The organism is Salipiger sp. H15, assembly GCF_040409955.1.
Classification (GTDB): Bacteria; Pseudomonadota; Alphaproteobacteria; order Rhodobacterales; family Rhodobacteraceae; genus Salipiger.
Genome location: NZ_CP123384.1, coordinates 1,863,930 through 1,882,494, shown reverse-complemented (window position 1 = coordinate 1,882,494; position 18,565 = coordinate 1,863,930). Strand labels below are relative to the sequence as shown.

Below are 18,565 nucleotides of genomic sequence, written 5' to 3'. Positions count from 1 at the left end.
CCTTTGCCTTTTTAGGGTCCGGGCGCCGTTGTTGCCCCGGATCCACAGCAGGCTCGGCTGCGAACCCATTGATTCTTGCATGGAAACGGGATTGCGCGCAGAGTACCCGAAAGGCGGGCGCCACGACCCGCTCCCGAGGCGTGATCGAAAGGCAGGTCACATGACACCTGACAGCTTCCTCAAGGTGGCCCTGCTGGGGCTGGCGCTGAGCGTGACCGCCCTGCCCGCCCCGCTGCGGGCGGAGAGCCTGCGCGTCGTGCGCACCGGCACCGAGAGCACGCTCAACGTGCCGATGAACCGCGCCGTCGTGGTCGAGAGCGACACGCCCTTTGCCGAGCTTTCCATCGCCAACCCCGCGATCGCCGACATCTCGTCGCTGTCGGACCGGACGATCTACGTGCTGGGCAAGACGCCGGGCACCACCACGCTGACCATCCTCAACGAGTCGGGCCACCTGATCACCAACGTCGACGTGCGCGTCGCCGCCGACGTCACCGAGTTCAAGGAGCGCCTGAAGCAGATCCTGCCGGGCGAGAACATCGAGGTGCGCACCGCCAACGACGGCATCGTGCTCTCGGGCACCGTGTCGAGCAGCCAGAAGCTCGACCGCGCGCTCGATCTCGCGGAGCGCTACGCGCCCGAGCGGGTCTCGAACCTGCTCTCGGTGGCCGGCGTGCAGCAGGTCATGCTGAAGGTGCGCTTCGCCGAGATGCAGCGCTCGGTCGCCAAGACCCTGCGCAGCTCGCTGTCGCTGGGCGGCGACCTGCTCGGCGGCGACCTCGGGCTTTCGTCCGAGACCGGCAGCTGGCTCGACGGCGAGAACACCCTCGGCTCGCCGGTGACCGTGGCCACCGACACCGAGGGCGCCGCGGTCTTCGGCTTCAACGCCGGCGGGCTCGAGGTGGGCATCCTGCTCGAGGCGCTGGAATCCAAGGGCGTTGTCCGCACGCTGGCCGAGCCGAACCTCACCGCCCTGTCGGGGCAGGAGGCGAAATTCCTCGCGGGCGGCGAATACCCGGTGCCCGTGGCGCAGCAGGAGGGCACGATCTCGGTCGAGTTCAAGCCCTTCGGCGTCGAGCTCAACTTCATCCCCCGCGTCGTCGACGGCGACCTCATCAACCTCGAGCTGAAGGCGGCGGTATCGTCGATCGACACCACCAACGGCTTCCAGCAGGACGAGATCCGCATCGACGCCTTCCGCCGCCGCGAGACCTCGACCACGGTCGAGATGCGCGACGGCGAGAGCTTTGCCATCGCCGGCCTGCTGCAGGACGACTTCACCGACGTGAACGGCCAAGTGCCGTGGCTCGGCGACGTGCCGGTGCTGGGCGCGCTCTTCCGCAGCGCCGAGTACAGCCGCAAGCAGTCCGAGCTGGTGATCATCGTGACGCCGCATCTCGTGACCCCGACCCGCGGACAGGCGCTTGCGCTGCCCACCGACCGGGTGAAGCCGCCCTCGGAACGCGACCTCTTCCTCTACGGCCGCACCGCCGCCGAGGGCAGCCGCCCGGTCAAGGGCGCGGCGGGCGAGGTCGCCAAGCAGGACTTCAGCGGCTCCTACGGCTATGTGATGGATTGATCCGATGCAGGCACGACAGCGACTGACCGGCCCCGCGACCGTCCGCACCGCAACCGCGGCCCTCGGCCTCGCGCTGCTTGCAGCCTGCTCGACCCACGAGAGCGGCTCGGGCGTCGACGACGGCAGCTTCGGCAATGCCACGATGACCAACACGCTGGTGATGACCGGTCAGGAGGGCTACGTGCATGACCTCTCGACCCGCTTCGCCGCCGAGGTGCCGAGCATGGTCACCTTCGCCTTCAACAGCAGCGTGCTCGACGCCGAGGCGCAGTCCGTGCTGCGCCGACAGGCCGACTGGATCCGCCAGTTCCCCGAGATCCGCTTCCGCGTCTACGGCCACACCGACCTCGTGGGCAGCGCCAGCTACAACCAGTCGCTCGGCCTGCGCCGCGCGCAGGCCGTGGTGCGCTACCTCTCGACGCTCGGGATCAGCACCTCGCGGCTCGAGGCCGTCGTTTCCTACGGGGAAACACAGCCGCTCATCGTCACCGAGGGCCGCGAGCGGCGCAACCGGCGGACCATCACCGAGGTTTCGGGATTCGTCGCCGGCCACCCGGCGCTGCTCGACGGCAAATACGCGCAGGTGATCTACCGCGAATACGTCCGCAGCGCTCAACCCGAGACTGTGCTGACCGGAGGTTCGATCACCGAGGCCGGTAGCGGCGGCTGAGACCGACCCCCGATCGTCCGACAATTCCGTACAATTACGATTTTTCGGACAAAATGTTGCCCCACTTGACCGACACCTTCTCCTTCAGCGGATCGTTCCCGGCGCGGTTTCCGAGTCGGGTGAACGAAGGGCGGCAAGGGGGCGGCAACGCGTGAGACATGCCCTTGGCCTGAGCCTTCCGCGAGAGGCAAAGGACAAGAACAATGACCACAACTCCCGAGCGGCAGTCCGCCCCAGCGCCGATCCTGGCCTGCACCGTGAGCCGGGACGTGCAGAACTTCGACCTGCTCATCGAGGACATGGAAGCGCTGATGGGCGAGGCCTGGGGTGACCTTGGCTTCGACGACGCGCTGACCTTCCTCGGGCAGCCCGACGCCGCCTCTCTGGAATTCATCGCCCTCGCCATCGACAGCGAGGACGAGGACACGCTTCCCCTGCTCGGCCAGATCATCGCCCGCGCCACCGAGCGTGGCATCAAGGTGGTGCTGATCGCCGAGGACGTGACCCCGGCGGCGCTGCACAAGCTGCTGCGCGGCGGCGCGGACGAGTTCGCCCCCTACCCGCTGCCCGAGGGCGAGCTGGCCGCCGCGGTCGCGCGCTTCCGTGCCCGCGCCGAGGCCGCGGCCCGCGCGCTCGACCCCGTTCCCGCCGCCGAGGCGCGCGTCAAGCTCAAGGGCGGCGGCGACGGCGTGCTGATCGCCGCGCAGGGCCTCTGCGGCGGCTGCGGCACCACGACCTTTGCGGTGAACCTCGCCTGGGAGCTGGCCACGGTGCTCAAGCAGGGCGGCCCCCGCGTGTGCCTGATCGACCTCAGCCTGCAGTTCGGCGCGATCGCCACCTACCTCGACCTGCCCCGCCGCGACGCCGTGTTCGAGCTGCTGAGCGACATCCCCTCGATGGACGGCGACAGCTTCGGCCAGGCGCTGACCCCCTACGAGGACCGTCTGCACGTGCTGACCGCGCCGCCCGACATGCTGCCGCTCGACATGCTCTCGCCCGAGGACGTGAAGCGCCTGCTCGACACCGCGCGCGAGCACTACGATTTCGTCGTGGTCGACCTGCCAAAGGCGATCACCCACTGGACCGACACGGTCCTCACCGAGTCCCAGGTCTACTTCGCGCTGGTCGAGCTCGACATGCGCTCGGCGCAGAACGCCATCCGCCTGAAGCGCGCGCTGCAATCCGAGGACCTGCCCTTCGACAAGCTGCGCTTCGCGCTGAACCGCGCGCCGAAGTTCACCGACCTCCAGGGCAAGGCCCGCGCCAAGCGCATGGCCGAGGGGCTCGGCATCGAGATCGGCCTGTACCTGCCCGACGGCGGCAAGCAGGTCCAGATGGCCGGCGACCATGGTCTGCCGCTGGCCAGGCAGGCGGGCAAGAACCCGCTGCGCAAGGAAATCGCCAAGCTGGCCGCCGAGCTCTACGCCATCGGCCAGTCGGCTGCGGAAGCCGCGTGATAGGAGCCCGCAATGTTCTCGCGTTACAAGAAACCCACGTCCCAGCCCGCCCCGACCGCCGCCGCCGCGCCGGCCGAGGCGCCGAAGCCGCAGATGGTTCCGGTCGACACCGCCGCGCGGGCGCAGTCGATGCGCAAGCCCGCCCCGAAACGGGCCGCCGAGGTGACGCCGCAGGACCGCGAGAAGAAGCGCAAGGAGCGCATGGGCGAGATCAAGCTCGAGCTGCACCGCGCCCTGCTCGACAACCTGAACCTGGCTGCCATCGACCAGGCGAGCGAAAGCGAGCTGCGCGAGGAGATCGCCGCCATCGCCTCGGAATCGCTGCAGGAAAAGGGCATCGTGCTCAACCGCGAGGAACGCGGCACGCTCAACCAGGAGCTCTATGACGAGGTCAAGGGCCTCGGTCCGCTCGAGACCCTGCTCAAGGACGAAACGGTCTCGGACATCCTCGTCAACGGGCCGCACCAGATCTTCGTCGAACGCAGCGGCAAGCTGCAGCTCTCGGACGTGACCTTCAAGGACGAGCGCCACCTGATGCGGATCATCGACAAGATCGTGTCGGCCGTGGGCCGCCGGGTCGATGAATCCAACCCCTATGTCGACGCCCGCCTCGCCGACGGCTCGCGCTTCAACGCCATGGTGCCGCCGATCGCGGTCGACGGCTCGCTGGTGTCGATCCGGAAGTTCAAGAAGGACAAGCTCGGCATCGACGACCTCGTGCAGTTCGGCGCCTTCACCGAGGAGATGGCCGTCTACCTTCAGGCCGCCGTCGCGACGCGCCTCAACGTCATCGTCTCGGGCGGGACCGGCTCGGGCAAGACCACCACGCTCAACGCGCTCTCGTCCTTCATCGACGACAGCGAACGCATCCTGACCATCGAGGACACCGCCGAACTCCAGCTCCAGCAGACCCATGTGGGTCGCATGGAAAGCCGCCCGCCGAACGTCGAGGGCAAGGGCGCGGTCACCCCGCGCGACTGCCTCAAGAACGCGCTGCGGATGCGCCCCGACCGCATCATCGTCGGCGAGACGCGCGGCGAGGAGGTGATCGACATGCTGCAGGCGATGAACACCGGCCACGACGGCTCGATGACCACGATCCACGCCAACAACCCGCGCGACGCCATCTCGCGCCTCGAGAACATGATCGCCATGGCCGGGGTCGAGATGCCGCTGAAGGCGATGCGCAGCCAGATCTCCTCGGCGGTGAACATCCTCGTGCAGGCCAGCCGCCTGCAGGACGGCTCGCGCCGGATGACCTCGATCACCGAGATCACCGGCATGGAGGGCGACGTGATCTCGATGCAGGAGATCTTCCGCTACCAGCGCGTCGGCCTGACCCCGGACAACAAGATCCTCGGGCATTTCACCGCCACCGGCGTGCGCAGCCACTTCTCGGAGCGCTTCCGCATGTGGGGCTACGACATCCCGCCCTCGATCTACGAACCCTTCCGCCCGGAGTAAGCCATGCTCAGCGCAGAACCGATCATCTACGGCCTGATCTTCATCGGGGTCCTGGTCCTGGTCGAGGGCATCTACCTCGTGGCCTTCGGCAAGTCGATCAGCCTCAACAGCAAGGTGAACCGCCGGCTGGAGATGCTGAACAAGAATGCCTCGCGCGAGGACGTCCTCGCGACGCTGCGCAAGGAGATGGACCAGCACCGCAACAACCGGGGGATCCCGCTCTACTCGCTGCTCGCCGACCGGGCGCAGAAGGCGGCGCTCGCCTTCACCCCCCGGCAGCTGATCATGATCATGGGCGGCGTCAGCGTCTTCGCCTTCTTCGCGCTGTCGCTCGGCACGCAGGCCTCGCTGCCGGTGCGCATCGTGATGGGGATCGGGATCGGCGTCGGCGGCGTCTACATGTGGGTCAACGGCAAGGCCAAGAAGCGCCTCGGCCTGATCGAGGAGCAGCTGCCGGACGCCGTCGAGCTGATGGTGCGCAGCCTGCGCGTGGGCTACCCGTTCAGCTCGGCGATCAGCATCGTCTCGAAGGAGATCAAGGACCCGCTCGCCACCGAGTTCGGGGTGATCTCCGACGAGGCCACCTATGGCCGCGACATCGGCGAGGCGCTCAAGCAGATGGCCGAGCGGCTCGACATGCAGGACCTGCGCTTCCTCGCCGTCGCGGTCAGCATCCAGCAGCAGTCGGGCGGCAACCTCGCCGAGATCCTCGAGGGCCTCGCCAAGGTGATCCGCGCGCGCTTCCGCCTGTTCCGGCGGGTCAAGGCGATCACCGCCGAGGCGCAATGGTCCGGCAAGTTCCTGTCGGGGTTCCCGGTCTTCGTGCTGCTCGCGATCCAGGTGCTCGACCCGAACTACTACGACGAGGTCATCGACCACCCCTTCTTCATCCCCGCCTGTTTCGCGGTGGCGATCTTCCTGGTCCTGAACCTGATCGTCATGCGCATCCTGGTGAACATCAAGGTCTGAGGACGCCGCCATGCTCGACACGCTCAACAGCCTGATCATCGCGAAGCTCGGCCCGGCCGGCCCGCTGATGGTGATCGCCGGACTTGCCTTCGTGATGATCCTCGCCAGCATTCCGCTGATGCTGGGCTCGCGCGCCGATCCCATGGACAAGCTGCGCGAGACCGCGCGCCAGAAGATGGAGAAGGACACGCGCGCCGTGCTGCGCGACACCCGGCGCAACGAGAAGCTGAACAAGTACGCCCAGTACCTCGAGCCCAGCACCGAGGAGGAACTCGGCGCGGCCCGCAAGAAGCTGCTGCAGGCCGGCTACCGCTCGCGCGATGCGGTGCGGATCTACTACCTCGCGCAGATGGTGCTGGGGCTCGGCCTGCTGGCGATCGGGACCGTCTACTACCTGACGGTGCTCGACACGCCCGACACGCCGCTGCACCAGAAGCTTATGTGGATCCTCGGCCCCGGCGCCGCGGGCTACATGGCGCCGAAATACTGGATCACCCGCCGCATCGCCGAGCGTCACCAGCAGATCGAGGAAGGCTTCCCCGACGCGCTCGACATGATGCTCGTCTGCGTCGAAGCCGGCCAGTCGCTCGACCAGTCGATCAACCGCGTCGCGCGCGAGCTGCGCGCCTCCTATGCCGCGCTGGCCGACGAGTTCGAGATCGTCTGCAACGAACTGAAGGCGGGCAAGGAGAAATCGGCCGTGCTGCTCGACATGGGCGAGCGCTGCGGTGTGCACGACGTCTCGTCCTTCGTCGTCGTGCTGAACCAGGCGGCCAGCTTCGGCACCTCGATCGCCGACGCGCTGCGCGTCTACGCCGGCGAGATGCGTGACAAAAGAGTCATGCGCGCCGAGGAAAAGGCGAACAAGCTGCCGACAAAGATGACGCTCACCACTATGATGCTGACCGTGCCGCCGCTGATGATCATCCTGGTCGGTCCGTCGCTCGTCGGCCTCGGAAAGCTTGCAACCATGGGGAAATGACCGAATGTCCTCACGCCCGGTCCGGGCCATCGCCGCACTGCTCTGCCTGGCCGCCTGTTCCTCGGGCGGCCTTGGTGGTTTCGGCGCCCCCGACACGCTGCGGCAGGAAAGCGGCACGCCCTATGCCCCGGCGCTCGATCCGCGCGGCGAGGATGTCGACCAGTTGCTCGTCGGCCACCGGCTGATGCAGGCGGGCGAGGCGGAGCTGGCGCTCGAGGCCTACACCCGCGCCGCCGGCCGCGACGGGCTCACCGCGGAGGTGCTGAGCTCGCTCGGCTCGGCCAACCTCGCGCTGGGGCGGCTGGGCCAGGCCGAGACGCTGCTGCGCCGCGCCGTCGAAGTCGAACCGACCTGGCCCGAGGCGTGGAACAATCTCGGCGTGGTGTTGATCGAGAGCGGCCAGACCGGCGAAGCCGCCGAGATCTTCCGCAGGGCCTACGGGCTCGACAATGGCGAAAGTGACGCAATTCGCGACAATCTGCGCTTGGCGCTCGCAAAACTCGACGACACCGGGTATGATCCGGCGCAAAATCAAGACTATAGGCTGGTTCGCCGGGGCAGCGGCAGTTTCCTGATCCGGCGCGCGTCCTGAGATTGCCTCCGCAGAGGGGTGCCGCAGGGGCCAGCGCAAGAGGCAAGAGCAGCAAAAGGACGCAGGAAATGCGCCACCCGAATGTTTTGATCGCCTTCGCGGCGGGCCTTCTCGCCCTGTCCGCCTGCGGCAAGGACATCGACAAGGACGCGGTGGATCGCGAGTTTTCCAACGTGAACGCGATCGACGGGGCGGGCCTGACCGAGGTGATGCTCAGCGCCGGCGATCCCGACGAGGCCGTGGCCTATTTCACCCGCAGCGCCGAGCAGGACCCCGCCCGCATCGACTTCCAGCGCGGCCTTGCCAAGTCGCTCGTGCGCGCCAAGCGCTACCCCGAGGCCACCGCCGCCTGGACCCAGGTCATCGCCCACGAGGGCTCGACCAACGAGGACCGGGTCTCGCTCGCCGACGCGCTGATCCGCAACAACAACTGGGAACGGGCCGAGCAGGTGCTGGACGGCATCCCGCCCACCCACGAGACCTTCCAGCGCTACCGGCTCGAGGCGATGATCGCCGACAGCCACCAGGAATGGCAGAAGGCCGACAGCTTCTACGAGGTCGCCACGGGGCTCACCAGCAAGCCCGCCTCGGTGCTGAACAACTGGGGCTACTCGAAGCTCTCGCGCGGCGACTACGCCGAGGCCGAGAAGCTCTTCGCCGACGCCATCCGGCAGGACCCGAAGCTCTTCACCGCCAAGAACAACCTCGTGCTCGCCCGCGGCGCGCAGGGGAACTACACGCTGCCGGTCATGCAGATGACCCAGATCGAGCGCGCCGAGCTCCTGCAGACGCTGGGGCTGGCCGCGGTCAAGCGCGGCGACGTGGAGATCGGCAAGGGGCTGCTGCGCGACGCGCTGGAGACGCACCCGCAGCATTTCGAAGCCGCCGCCCGCGCCCTCGACGCGCTGGAAGGCACGGTAACGAATTGAGGCGGAGGCCATGCTGGTGATCCCCGCATCCGCCGCGCTCTGGTTCCTCCCGCCGACCCTGCTGGTCTGCTTCTGGGTCTGCTTCACCGACATGAAGTACATGCGGATCCTGAACAAGGCGGTGGTCACCCTCTTCGCGATCTTCGTGATCCTCGGCCCGTTCGTCCTGCCGCTCGGCGACTACGCCTGGCGCTACGTGCAGATGCTTGCCGTGCTGGTCGCGGGCATCGCGCTCAACGCCGGCGGCGCGGTCGGCGCGGGGGACGCGAAATTCGCCGCCGCCGCCGCGCCATTCATCCACCTTGGCGACCTGCGTTTCGTCATGGCGCTCTTTGCCGCGACGCTGCTCGCGGCCTTCGTCACGCACCGGCTGGTGCGCGCCTCTCCGCTGCGCAGGCTGGCGCCGGACTGGAAGAGCTGGGAAAGCGGCAGCCGCTTCCCCATGGGGCTCGCGCTCGCCGGCACGCTGGGGCTCTACCTGCTGCTCGGCGCGCTCTACGGCGCGCCGCTGTCGCCCTAGGTCCCGATCGCGCGGGTGCGGGCGACCGCCGCGTCGAGCCCGTCGTCGATCACCCGCTGCAAGCCCGCCTCCTGCAGGGCCAGCAGCCCCGCCGCCGTGGTCCCGGCATAGTCGACCATCTCGCGCACGTGCTCGCACGGCGCGGGCCCGTCCCAGGCCAGCATCTCCCCCGCCGCGAGGAAAAGCTGCCGGACCGCCGCCTCGGCGACCTCCGGCGCCACGCCGCGCCGTGCCGCGTAATCCGCCATGCAGGCGGCAAACTGCGCCACGAACCCCGGCACCGGCCCGGTCATCGCGGTGAAGACCTCGATCTGCGCCTCGTCGGCGACCTCGGCGGTGCTTCCGCAGGCGCCGAGCAGGGTCTCGACCAGCGCGCGGTCCTCGGCAGGCAGATCGCCGCACCAGGGCGAGAAGGCTCGACGCCGCGACGCCGCCGGGCTCGACATCGCGCGGGCGATGCGCCGCGCCCCGGTCTGCCCAGCGATCCGCGCCCGGCTCACCCCGGCCATGACCGAGATCACCAGCGCGTCCGGCGCCCGCAGCTCGAGCGCGGCAAAGAGCGCGGGCGGCACCGACAGGATCACCGCGTCGCAGGCATCGGCCAGCTCCTGCGCCCGCGCCGTCACCCGCACCGCCTCGGGCAGATCGCCGCGCGCGCCCGAGCGGTTGGCGACCCAGAGGTGCTCCGGCCGCACCACACCGCTGTCGAGCAGCGCCGCCACCAGGCTCCGGCCCAACATCCCGGTGCCGCCGATCACCCCCACCGTCATCCCCGTCGACATGCGCGTCTCCCCGTTCTTTCCCGGCAGCCTCCGACACCCGCGGCTTTCGCGCAACCCGCCATGGCAATTCCCGCGCCGAGACAAGCTCTTGCCACAATGCTGGAGTTTCCTGCACGGCAACAACCCGGCCCGGACGGCAGGACTGGCGCCACCCGCGCGCCCCGGCCCGCAGCCGGGATGCGCCAGAGAAAAGGCAGAGCATTGATGAACATGCAGAGCACCGGGGTGATCGCCCCCCCTGCCCCGAAGCGGCTGGAAGACATGGCGCTGCCGCGCACCATGATGCGCGACATCGTGCTCAAGACGCTGTTCCGCAAGAACACCAACCGCGTCACCCAGCTTGCCCAGGCCATCTGCCTGCCGATCGGCATCACGCAGGAGATCGTCGACTACACCCGCTCGCAGGGGCTGATCGAGGCCATGGGCACGCGCAGCGACGAGCTCAACAGCGAGATGCGCTACCAGCTGACCGACAGCGGCAAGGCGCGCGCGCTGGATGCGCTGTCGCAGTCCGAGTATTTCGGCCCCATGCCGGTGCCGCTGCCGATCTACCGCGAGCAGGTGAAGCGCCAGTCGATCCGCAACATCCAGGTCACCCGCGAGGCGCTGACCGGGGCCATGGGCCATCTCGTGCTGCCGAACGAGCTGCTCTCGCACCTCGGACCTGCGGTCAGCGCCGGGCGCTCGATCCTGATGTACGGACCGCCCGGCAACGGCAAGTCGTCGATCTCCAACGGCATCCGCGAGGCCCTGGGCGACAAGATCTACGTGCCCCGCGCCATCGAGTATTCCGGGCAGGTGATCACCGTCTACGACCCGATCGTGCACAGCGCCGCCGAGGCCGAGGTCGAGGATCCCACCCGCCTGCGCCGCACCACCCGCTTCGACTCGCGCTACGTGCTCTGCGACCGGCCCACAGTGATCACCGGGGGCGAGCTGTCGCTCGACATGCTCGATCTGGTCTACAACCCCACCGCGCGCACCTACCAGGCGCCGCTGCAGCTGAAATCCACCGGCGGGCTCTTCATCGTCGACGACCTCGGCCGCCAGGCCGAGCCGCCGCAGAAGCTGGTCAACCGCTGGATCGTGCCGCTCGAGGAGAACAAGGACATCCTCGCCCTGCAGTCGGGCGAGAAGTTCGAGGTGCCCTTCGACACGCTGGTGATCTTCTCGACCAACTTCCACCCCAACGAGATCTTCGACAAGGCGGCGCTGCGCCGGATCTTCTTCAAGATCAAGATCGACGGGCCGAACCAGCAGGACTTCCTGAAGATCTTCGCCATGGTCGCGCGCAAGAAGCAGATGGTGCTCGACGAGGCCTCGCTCGTGCACCTGCTGAAGAGCAAGTACCCGACCGTCGGCAACGTCTACGCGAACTACCAGCCGGTGTTCCTGATCGACCAGATGAAGGCGATCTGCGACTTCGAGGGCTGGCCGCACAAGATGACCCCCGAACTGGTCGACCGGGCCTGGGCGAACCTCTTCGTGCGTGACGAGACCATCGTCAAATGAGGCCGCGGGAGGGGGTGCGAAATTTCCGCCACGGCAGGTGATTTTTCCGCTTGACCCTCCCCGCCCATAACCATATTCAGCGCTCACTTCTTGGCGGAGTAGCTCAGTTGGTTAGAGCAGCGGAATCATAATCCGCGTGTCGGGGGTTCAAGTCCCTCCTCCGCTACCAGAAGTCCCCCCACATCGGAACGAACGCGATACCCGTCCAGCCGGTGGCCTTGCGAACCTGCCGCCAGCGCAGGTACGGCTCCGAGCCTTGCCCTTGACGCCCGAGCGCGCTGCGCGAAATCGTCCCGCAGGCACGGCGGCACCTGTGCGCCTTCCATCTCACCCATCCGCAAATGACACCCACGCGAAGGGACAGCCGAATATTTTCTTGGGCCCCGGACCCGTGCAGCGGTATCATCCTGAAATGTCAGGGGTCTGCGTGGCCGGTTGCGGAGGTATGGTGTGATTTCGTTCCTGATTGAAAACGTCCTGCCGTCGCTTCAGAGCGCGGCCCGGGCCATTCTCCTGCCGTTGCCGTTCTTCGCCCTGCTGGGCGTCGCGGTGAAACGCCGGACGCTCTTCACCGACCTCCGCAGGGCGCTGCCCGAAACCCGCACGAACCTGCTGATCCATGTCGTCGACGCGATTCTGGTCGCGCCGATCCTGACCGCCATGGCGCTGAGCGTCGGCGCCCTCTTCAGGGAGTACGACCTGACGCTCGTTCCGCCCGGAGCCTGGGACGGCCTGCCGCCGGTGCTCGTCGGGTTCGTCGCGGTCTTCCTCGGGGATTTCATCGGCTACTGGCGCCACCGCCTCGAGCACCTGCCGCTGTTCTGGCCGTCGCACGCGGTTCACCACAGCGACACCGAGATGACCTGGCTCGCGATCTTCAGGTTCCACCCGATCAACCGGCTCTCGACGACGCTGGTCGATTTCACCTTCCTGCTGTTTTTCGGGCTGCCGCCCTACGCGCTGCTGGTGAACTCCTTCGTGCGTCACTTCTACGGCGCGTTCATCCATGCCGACCTGCCCTGGACCTATGGTCCGCTCGGCAGGGTGGTCGTCTCGCCCGCCATGCACCGCTGGCACCACGCCAACGATCCGGCGGCCTACAACACCAATTACGCGACGGTGTTCTCGCTCTTCGACGGGGTCTTCGGCACGTTCCGGGTTCCCGGCCGCTGCGACATCCCGCTCGGCGTGTCGGACCGCATGGAGCCGGGGCTCGTCGGGCAGTTGGTGCACCCGCTGCGGCCGGGCTCCTACGGGTTCCTTCGCCAGCGCCTTCGCCAGCGCCTTTCGGCATTCCGCAAGGAGGCGCCCGACGCCTGAGCCTCACGCGCCGGCAAATCGGCGGGCGCGCCCTTCACGATCTGCGTGGCCCCGCCTGTCAGTACGGCGGATGCAGGCCGAAGCCCTGTTCCAGCACCTCGCCCGCCGCGAGGCAGAGGTCCTCGCGCCACGGTGGCGCGACCAGTTGCACGCCGCAGGGCACGCCCGCCTCGACCCCCGAACAGACCGAGAGCGCCGGAAGCCCCAGCAGCGGGATGCCGATCTGCGGCACCTGCGCCTCCCAGATGCGGGCCAGCGCCTCGGGGCCGTTCAGGTCGTCGTCCTGCGCGAAGGGCAGCTCGGCCGAGACCGGCATCAGCACCAGCGGGTAGTCGACGAGGAAAGCCCGCCATGCCCGGATCAGCCGCGCGCGGCGGACGAAGAGGTCGCTGAATCTCGCAAGGTCGATGCCCTTGGCCCGCTCCTCGTAGAAGGAGAGCAGCGCCAGCGCGCCGGGATCGCCCTCGAGCTGCGCCGTGGCCATCTTGGCCGCGTGCCCGTCCGAGAGCCAGAGGTCGATCTGCAGCTCCACCGGCTCGCGGAGGTCGGGCACCTGCTCGGGCTCCTCGACCTCCCAGCCGGCCTTGCGCAGGATCGCGGCGGCGCAGTCGAGATCGGCGAGGATGCGCGGGTTGGTATCGATACCACCGGGGCGCCGCACCAGCGCGACGCGGCGCGGGACGGCAGGGCCGGTCAGCGGCACCGGGGCGCTCCAGGGATCGTCATGGGCATAGCCCGCCATGCCCTCGAGCCCCAGCCGCAGGTCGTCGACCCGTCGCGCCAGCGGCCCGGCCACGGCCATCAGCTGCGGCCCGATCGCGCGGTCGGGGCCGGAGTGGTTGAAGGCCGGCACCCGGCCCGGCGTCGGGCGCAGGCCCTGCACGCCGCAGGCATAGGCCGGGTAACGGATCGAACCGGCGATGTCGGTGCCATGGGCGATGTGCCCAAGTCCCGCCGCCGTCGCCGCCCCTGCCCCGCCCGAGGAACCGCCGGGGGTCAGCGCGGGGTTGTGCGGGTTGCTTGTCGTGCCGTGCAGCTTGTTGGAGCTGAACCAGCGGTAGGAGAAGGCGGGGCAGTTGGTCCTCCCGACGACGATGGCCCCCTGCGCGCGCATGTTGCGCAGGAAGGGGCTGTCCTCGGAGGCGATGAGGTCCTTGGCCAGCGTGGTGCCGTTGGTGGTGGCATAGCCCTTCTGATCGGCGATCACCTTGACCGTCACCGGCACGCCCGCCATCGCGCCGCCGTCCCCGCCCGCCGCGATGCGGGCATCGAGCGCCTCGGCGTCGCGCATCGCCTCCTCGCCGGTGTCCTGCACGATGGCATTGATCGCCGGGTTCAGCCGCGCCACGCGGTCGAGCGTCGCGCGCGTCACCCCGGCCGCCTTCAGCGCGCCGCTGCGGACGCGGGCGGCAAGCTCGCGGGCGGAAAGATCGTTGGGATCAGTCATGATGCGGGGTCCGGGATCAGAGAGAGGACAGCCGGTCGCGGATCGCCTCGACGACGAAGCGCGGCTCGGGGATCGAGGCGATGTGCGGGGTGACGAGCACGCGGGGATGCGACCAGAGCGGGTGGGCGGCGGGCAGCGGCTCGGTCTCGAAGACGTCCATCGAGGCACCTGAAAGATGCCCGCTGTCCAGCATCGCGACAAGATCGTCCTCGACCACCTGCCCGCCGCGCCCCATCTGCACCAGCGCCGCGCCCTGCGGCAGCTTGGCGAGGAAGGCGGCGTCGATCAGCCCGCGCGTGGCCTCGGTCAGCGGCAGCACGTTTATCAGGATGTCGGTCTCGGCGAGGAAGGCCCCGAGCCCGTCGCCGTGGAAATGCCGCACGCCGGGCTCGGGCGGCTCGGGCGCGCGACGCGAATAGCCCGCAACCGGGTAGCCGAGCCCCATGAGCCCTCGGGCGATCGCCCGCCCCATGTGGCCGAAGCCGAGCACGCCGACACGGCGGTAGAGCGGCGAGAGCCCGGTCACCGTGCGCGCCCATTCGCCCCGGCCCTGCTGGGCGATGTAGCGGCCCATGTCGCGGTGGTGCCAGTGCACGTGGAAGGCGGCGAAGCCCGCCATCTGCAGCGCCTGGTCCGCATCCTCGACCCGGAAGACCGGCACATGCGCGGGGAGCGACGGGCAGGCCATGATCGCATCGGTCCCGGCGCCCGCCGAGAAGATCGCCTTGAGGCCCGTCATCCCCTCGAAGAGGTCAGGCGGCGGGATGAAGGTGAAGACGAAGTCCACCTCGGCCCTGTCGCCCACGTCCTCGCGCCGCAGCACGGTCAGTCCCGGCGCATGCGCGGCAAAGACATCGCGATAGAGCGACCAGAGGTCGATGCTGCCGGTCGTCGAGATGACCCCCTTCACGCGGCGCCCGCCTTCGCCCAGTCGGCGCCCGGCACGGCGGCCAAGAGCTGGCGCGTGTACTCCTCGCGCGGCCTGAGGAAAATGTCGTGCACGGTTCCGATCTCCACCAGCCTGCCCTTCTGCATCACGGCGATCCTGTCGCAGAGCTGCGCCGCCACCCGCAGGTCATGGGTGATGAAGAGGATCGACAGCTCGAAACGCTCGCGCAGATCGCGCAGAAGGTCCAGCACCTGCGCCTGGATCGACACGTCGAGCGCCGAGACCGCCTCGTCGGCGATGATCAGCTCTGGGTCCATGGCGAGCGCCCGGGCGATTCCGATGCGCTGGCGCTGGCCGCCCGAGAATTCATGCGGGAAACGGCTCGCGGCATCGGCGCCAAGGCCGACGATCTCCAGCAGCTCCTTCGCGCGGGCCTGCGCCTCGGCCTTCGGCACGCCCTTGGTGATCGGCCCGTCGGTGAGCGCGCCGATGATCCGCTGGCGCGGGTTGAGCGAGGCATAGGGGTCCTGGAAGATCATCTGCACCTTGTGGCGCTGCTTTCTCAGTTCCTCCTCGGATAGCGCCGCCAGATCGGTTCCGCCGACCAGCACCTGCCCGCCGTCCGGGGTGACCAGCCGCACGGCGGTGCGACCGAGCGTCGACTTGCCCGAGCCGCTTTCGCCAACCAGCCCCAGCACCTCGCCGCGCCCGACACTGAGCGAGACGTCGTCCACCGCGCGCACCTCGCGCACCGGGCGGAAGAAGCCGCCGCCGGTGCGGTAGACCTTGCGCAGCCCCTTGATCTCGAGCGCCGGCACCTCGCGCGGGGCGCGGGCGGGCGGCAGCTTGCCGGTGGGGATCGCATCCAGCAGGCGGCGGGTGTAGTCGTGCTGCGGGTCGGTCAGGACCGACGCGGCGCTGCCACGCTCGACCACCCTGCCCTCGCGCATGACGATCACCTGGTCGGCGATCTCGGCCACCACGCCGAAATCGTGAGTGATGAACATCACCGCCATGCCGCGCTTGTCGCGCAGATCGAGGATCAGCTTGAGGATCTGCGCCTGCGTCGTCACGTCGAGCGCCGTGGTGGGCTCGTCGGCGATCAGCAGCTTCGGCTCGAGCGCCAGCGCCATGGCGATCATCGCACGTTGCCGCTGCCCGCCCGAAAGCTGGAACGGATAGGCGCGGATGATCTTCTCGGGGTCCGGCAGGCCGACCTCGCGCACGAGGGTCAGCGCCTTGTCGCGCCGCTCCTGCTGGCTGAACCGGTCATGCGCGGCGAAGACCTCGGCGATCTGCTCGCCGATGCGCATCAGCGGGTTGAGCGCGGTCATCGGCTCCTGGAAGATCATCGCGATGCGCGCGCCGCGCAGCGCCTGCTTCTCGGGCTCGGGCAGGCGCAGGATGTCGCGCGCCTCGAACATGGCGCGGCCGGACTGCACCGTCACGCCGGGCGGCAGCAGCCCCATCAGTGCGTTGGCGGTCATCGACTTGCCCGAGCCGCTCTCTCCCACGACGCAGAGGATCTCGCCCTTCTCGATGGCGAAGGAGATGTCCTCGACGGCGAAGTCCCGGTCGGCCCCCTTCGGCAGGGCAATGCTGAGGTGGTCGATCGTCAGCGCGCTCATGCCTTGCCCCTCCGGCTGAGATGCGGGTTGAGGGCGTCGTTCAGCCCCTCGCCGATGAGGTTCAGCGCCAGCACCGTGATCACGATGGCGATGCCCGGGAAGAAGCTGAGCCACCAGGCGCTGCGGATCACCGTGCGCGCAGCCCCGATCATGTAGCCCCAGCTCATCGCGTTGGGATCGCCGAGCCCGAGGAAGGACAGCGAGCTTTCCAAAAGGATCGCGGTGGCCACCATCAGCGAGGCCATGACGATGATCGGCGAGACGGTGTTGGGCAGCACCTGCGTCAGCAGGATGCGCGGGCGCGACAGGCCCGCGAGGCGCGCGGCGTCGACGAACTCGCGCTTGCGCACCGACATGACCTCGGCCCGTACCAGCCGCGCCACCGGTGGCCAGGAGACGATGGCGATGGCGATGGTGATCGAGACCAAAGTGGGCTCGAAGATCGCAACGAGCACGATGGCGAGCGCGAAGTTGGGGATGGTCTGGAAGAACTCGGTGAAGCGCATGGCACCTTCGTCCACCCAGTTGCCGTAGAAGCCCGCGAGCGCGCCGAGCGGCACGCCGATCAGCAGCGCGACCAGCGTCGAGACGAGGCCGACCAGCAGCGACACCCGCGCGCCGTAGGCCAGCTGCGAGGCGACGTCACGGCCCAGCGTGTCGGTGCCGAGCGGCAGCCCGTCCATAGTGAAGGGCGCGAGGAACGGCCGCTGCACCATCTGCCACGGGCTGTGCGCGAAGAGCATAGGCGCGAAGAGGGCAATGAGGATCACCGCCAGCAGCAGCGCCACGCCGATCATCGCCCCGATGTTGGAAGAGAAGCGTTTCCACATGCGTTACGCCCTCGCCCCGATGCGCGGATCGACCAGCCGGTAGACGATGTCGGTCACGATGTTGAAGAGGATCACCATCGCCGCCGAGACGAGGAACACGCCGAGGATGGTGTTGTAGTCGCGCGCGGCAAGGCTCTCGAACATCAGCCGCCCGATGCCGGGCCAGGCGAAGACGGTCTCGGTCAGCACCGCGCCGCCGACCAGCTGCCCCGCCTGCAGGCCCGCCAGCGTCACCACCGGCAGGATCGCGTTGCGCAGGATGTGGCGGCGGCGGATGGCCGGACCCGAGAGGCCCTTGGCCTTGGCGGTCTTGACGAAATCGAGCTGGCTGACCTCAAGCATGGAAGCGCGGGTCATCCGCATGTAGACCGCCATGAAGAAGAGCCCGAGCGTCAGCGCCGGCAGCACGAGGTGCTTGGCGATGTCGAGGACGCGCGCCAGCCCGGTGTAGCCCGCGCCCACCGTCTCGTAGCCGAAGCCGGGCAGCCAGCCGAGCCAGACCGAGAAGACCAGCACCGCCATCAGCGCCGCCCAGTAGAGGGGCGTCGCGTAGAAGAGCAGCGCCAGCGTGGTCAGCAAGCTGTCCGATGGCTTGCCCACCCGCGCCGAGGCGGCGACGCCGAAGGCGATGCCCAGCACCAGCGAGATGACGAAGGCGGTCAGCGTCAGCAGCAGCGTCGCGGGCAAGCGCTCGGCGATCAGCTGCGCCACGGGCGCGCCCTGCCGGAAGGAATAGCCGAGGTCCAGCGTCAGCACGCTGCCGACGTATTTGCCAAGCTGCACGTGGAAGGGCTGGTCGAGGCCGAAGCGTTCGCGCAACTGCTCGATCATCTGCGCGTCGGCGGCCCCCGCCTCGCCCGCCAGCACCACCGCCGGGTCACCCGGCGCCGCGTGCAGCAGGCAGAAGTTGAGGACCGCGATGGCCAGGAGTGTCAGGAACGCCTTGAACGCCCGAGACAGGATAGCGGTGAGTATGGTCATTGGCCCCCGGTCGT

Annotated in this window: 17 protein-coding genes and 1 tRNA gene; 12 read left to right on the top strand and 6 right to left on the bottom strand. The window is 68.7% G+C overall.

The features are described from left to right. Window positions 1-160 precede the first annotated feature (160 nt). The 9 genes from PVT71_RS09210 to PVT71_RS09170 all read left to right on the top strand — a co-directional run bounded on the left by PVT71_RS09210 (window position 161) and on the right by PVT71_RS09170 (window position 9,162). Window positions 161-1,579, top strand: a complete 1,419-nt coding sequence (locus tag PVT71_RS09210; protein WP_353471490.1) for a type II and III secretion system protein family protein — start codon at window positions 161-163, stop codon at window positions 1,577-1,579. A gap of 4 nt (window positions 1,580-1,583) precedes the next feature. After that, window positions 1,584-2,249 carry an OmpA family protein gene (locus tag PVT71_RS09205; RefSeq protein ID WP_353471489.1) on the top strand — a complete coding sequence of 222 codons (666 nt, stop codon included), beginning with the start codon at window positions 1,584-1,586 and terminating at the stop codon, window positions 2,247-2,249. A 203-nt stretch (window positions 2,250-2,452) separates the two neighbouring features. Further along, window positions 2,453-3,706 (top strand): AAA family ATPase, encoded by a 1,254-nt coding sequence (locus tag PVT71_RS09200; RefSeq protein ID WP_353471488.1) that lies wholly within the window; start codon window positions 2,453-2,455, stop codon window positions 3,704-3,706. A gap of 12 nt (window positions 3,707-3,718) precedes the next feature. Further along, window positions 3,719-5,170 (top strand): CpaF family protein, encoded by a 1,452-nt coding sequence (locus tag PVT71_RS09195; RefSeq protein WP_353471487.1) that lies wholly within the window; start codon window positions 3,719-3,721, stop codon window positions 5,168-5,170. 3 nt (window positions 5,171-5,173) lie between these two features. After that, window positions 5,174-6,139, top strand: coding sequence for a type II secretion system F family protein (locus tag PVT71_RS09190; protein ID WP_353471486.1), 966 nt, complete (start codon window positions 5,174-5,176; stop codon window positions 6,137-6,139). A 10-nt stretch (window positions 6,140-6,149) separates the two neighbouring features. Beyond that, window positions 6,150-7,121, top strand: coding sequence for a type II secretion system F family protein (locus PVT71_RS09185; protein ID WP_353471485.1), 972 nt, complete (start codon window positions 6,150-6,152; stop codon window positions 7,119-7,121). A 4-nt stretch (window positions 7,122-7,125) separates the two neighbouring features. Then, window positions 7,126-7,713 (top strand): tetratricopeptide repeat protein, encoded by a 588-nt coding sequence (locus PVT71_RS09180; RefSeq protein WP_353471484.1) that lies wholly within the window; start codon window positions 7,126-7,128, stop codon window positions 7,711-7,713. Window positions 7,714-7,781: 68 nt separating this feature from the next. Then, on the top strand, window positions 7,782-8,642 hold the full coding sequence (locus PVT71_RS09175; RefSeq protein ID WP_353471483.1) for a tetratricopeptide repeat protein: 861 nt from the start codon (window positions 7,782-7,784) through the stop codon (window positions 8,640-8,642). A gap of 10 nt (window positions 8,643-8,652) precedes the next feature. Then, window positions 8,653-9,162, top strand: a complete 510-nt coding sequence (locus PVT71_RS09170; RefSeq protein ID WP_353471482.1) for a prepilin peptidase — start codon at window positions 8,653-8,655, stop codon at window positions 9,160-9,162. Here PVT71_RS09170 and PVT71_RS09165 read toward each other — a convergent pair. Next, window positions 9,159-9,944, bottom strand: coding sequence for a pyrroline-5-carboxylate reductase dimerization domain-containing protein (locus tag PVT71_RS09165; RefSeq protein WP_353471481.1), 786 nt, complete (start codon window positions 9,942-9,944; stop codon window positions 9,159-9,161). The two genes, PVT71_RS09170 and PVT71_RS09165, sit on opposite strands and share 4 nt — an antisense overlap. A 204-nt stretch (window positions 9,945-10,148) precedes the next feature. Between PVT71_RS09165 and PVT71_RS09160 the strand changes: the two genes are divergently transcribed. The 3 genes from PVT71_RS09160 (at window position 10,149) to PVT71_RS09150 (ending at window position 12,776) form a co-directional block, all read left to right on the top strand. Further along, window positions 10,149-11,456, top strand: coding sequence for an ATPase (locus tag PVT71_RS09160; protein ID WP_353471480.1), 1,308 nt, complete (start codon window positions 10,149-10,151; stop codon window positions 11,454-11,456). Between the two features lie 92 nt (window positions 11,457-11,548). Next, a tRNA-Met gene (locus tag PVT71_RS09155) sits at window positions 11,549-11,625 on the top strand. 281 nt (window positions 11,626-11,906) lie between these two features. Continuing rightward, entirely contained in the window at window positions 11,907-12,776 is an 870-nt protein-coding gene (locus PVT71_RS09150; protein WP_353471479.1) for a sterol desaturase family protein, read from the top strand. Window positions 12,777-12,834: 58 nt separating this feature from the next. On the opposite strand, the gene PVT71_RS09145 is transcribed toward PVT71_RS09150, so the two are convergent. Genes PVT71_RS09145 through PVT71_RS09125 form a run of 5 tightly spaced genes read right to left on the bottom strand, consistent with a single transcriptional unit; the run spans window position 12,835 to window position 18,551 of the window. Further along, window positions 12,835-14,223 carry an amidase family protein gene (locus PVT71_RS09145; protein ID WP_353471478.1) on the bottom strand — a complete coding sequence of 463 codons (1,389 nt, stop codon included), beginning with the start codon at window positions 14,221-14,223 and terminating at the stop codon, window positions 12,835-12,837. 16 nt (window positions 14,224-14,239) lie between these two features. Beyond that, window positions 14,240-15,133, bottom strand: coding sequence for a glyoxylate/hydroxypyruvate reductase A (locus PVT71_RS09140; protein ID WP_353471477.1), 894 nt, complete (start codon window positions 15,131-15,133; stop codon window positions 14,240-14,242). Beyond that, the gene (locus PVT71_RS09135) at window positions 15,130-16,740 is read right to left on the bottom strand and encodes an ABC transporter ATP-binding protein (RefSeq protein ID WP_353471476.1); all 1,611 of its coding nucleotides are present in this window, start codon (window positions 16,738-16,740) and stop codon (window positions 15,130-15,132) included. The genes PVT71_RS09140 and PVT71_RS09135 overlap by 4 nt, the downstream gene beginning before the upstream one ends. Beyond that, entirely contained in the window at window positions 16,737-17,537 is an 801-nt protein-coding gene (locus PVT71_RS09130) for an ABC transporter permease (RefSeq protein WP_353473859.1), read from the bottom strand. Before PVT71_RS09130 ends, PVT71_RS09135 begins: the two co-directional genes overlap by 4 nt. Before the next feature lie 36 nt (window positions 17,538-17,573). Continuing rightward, the gene (locus tag PVT71_RS09125) at window positions 17,574-18,551 is read right to left on the bottom strand and encodes an ABC transporter permease (protein ID WP_353471475.1); all 978 of its coding nucleotides are present in this window, start codon (window positions 18,549-18,551) and stop codon (window positions 17,574-17,576) included. Window positions 18,552-18,565 lie beyond the last annotated feature (14 nt).